This window comes from Pseudomonas sp., from assembly GCF_050739655.1.
GTDB lineage: Bacteria > Pseudomonadota > Gammaproteobacteria > Pseudomonadales > Pseudomonadaceae > Aquipseudomonas.
Genome location: NZ_JBOIBY010000430.1, coordinates 1 through 1168 on the forward strand (window position 1 = coordinate 1; position 1168 = coordinate 1168).

Consider the following 1168-nt stretch of genomic DNA (forward strand, 5'->3'; position numbering starts at 1 on the left):
CAACCGATTCTGGTAGCCTTTCCGCCCTGGAGCAAGCCATGCAAGACCTCGATCCCGTCGAAACCCAGGAATGGCTGGACGCCCTGGAATCGGTTCTCGACAAAGAAGGCGAAGACCGTGCTCACTATCTGATGACCCGTATGGGCGAACTCGCAACCCGTAGCGGTTCGCAGTTGCCTTACGCCATCACCACGCCTTACCGCAACACCATCCCGGTTACTCACGAAGCACGCATGCCTGGCGACCTGTTCATGGAACGCCGCATTCGCTCGCTGGTACGCTGGAACGCGATGGCCATGGTAATGCGTACGAACCTGAAAGATTCTGACCTCGGCGGTCACATCTCCAGCTTCGCCTCCAGTGCGACCCTGTATGACATCGGCTTCAACTACTTCTTCCAGGCCCCGACCGACGAACACGGCGGCGACCTGATCTACTTCCAGGGCCATACCTCGCCAGGCGTTTACGCCCGTGCATTCATGGAAGGCCGCATCACCGAAGACCAGATGAACAACTTCCGCCAGGAAGTCGACGGTCAGGGCCTGTCGTCCTACCCGCACCCTTGGCTGATGCCTGACTTCTGGCAGTTCCCGACTGTATCCATGGGCCTGGGCCCGATCCAGGCGATTTACCAGGCACGCTTCATGAAGTACCTGGAGCACCGTGGCTTCATCCAGCCAGGCAAACAGAAAGTCTGGTGCTTCCTGGGCGACGGCGAGTGCGACGAGCCGGAATCCCTGGGCGCCATCTCCCTGGCCGGCCGCGAGAAGCTCGACAACCTGATCTTCGTCATCAACTGCAACCTGCAGCGCCTCGACGGCCCGGTTCGCGGCAACGGCAAGATCATCCAGGAACTCGAAGGCGTGTTCCGTGGTGCTCAGTGGAACGTGACCAAAGTCATCTGGGGCCGTTTCTGGGACCCACTGCTGGCCAAGGACGTCGACGGCATCCTGCAACGTCGCATGGACGAAGTCATCGACGGCGAGTACCAGAACTACAAAGCCAAAGACGGCGCGTTCGTGCGTGAACACTTCTTCAACACGCCTGAACTCAAGGCGATGGTTGCAGACCTGTCCGACGACGAGATCTGGAAACTCAACCGTGGCGGCCACGACCCGTACAAGGTCTACGCGGCGTACCACGAAGCGGTCAACCACAAAGAACAACC

1 pseudogene is annotated in these 1168 nt (G+C 59.6%); it reads left to right on the plus strand.

Going from position 1 to position 1168, the window contains the following annotated elements:
* Positions 1-38 precede the first annotated feature (38 nt).
* Positions 39-1168 (plus strand): annotated as a pseudogene (gene aceE, locus ACRESJ_RS21040) (pyruvate dehydrogenase (acetyl-transferring), homodimeric type); the annotation flags it as partial.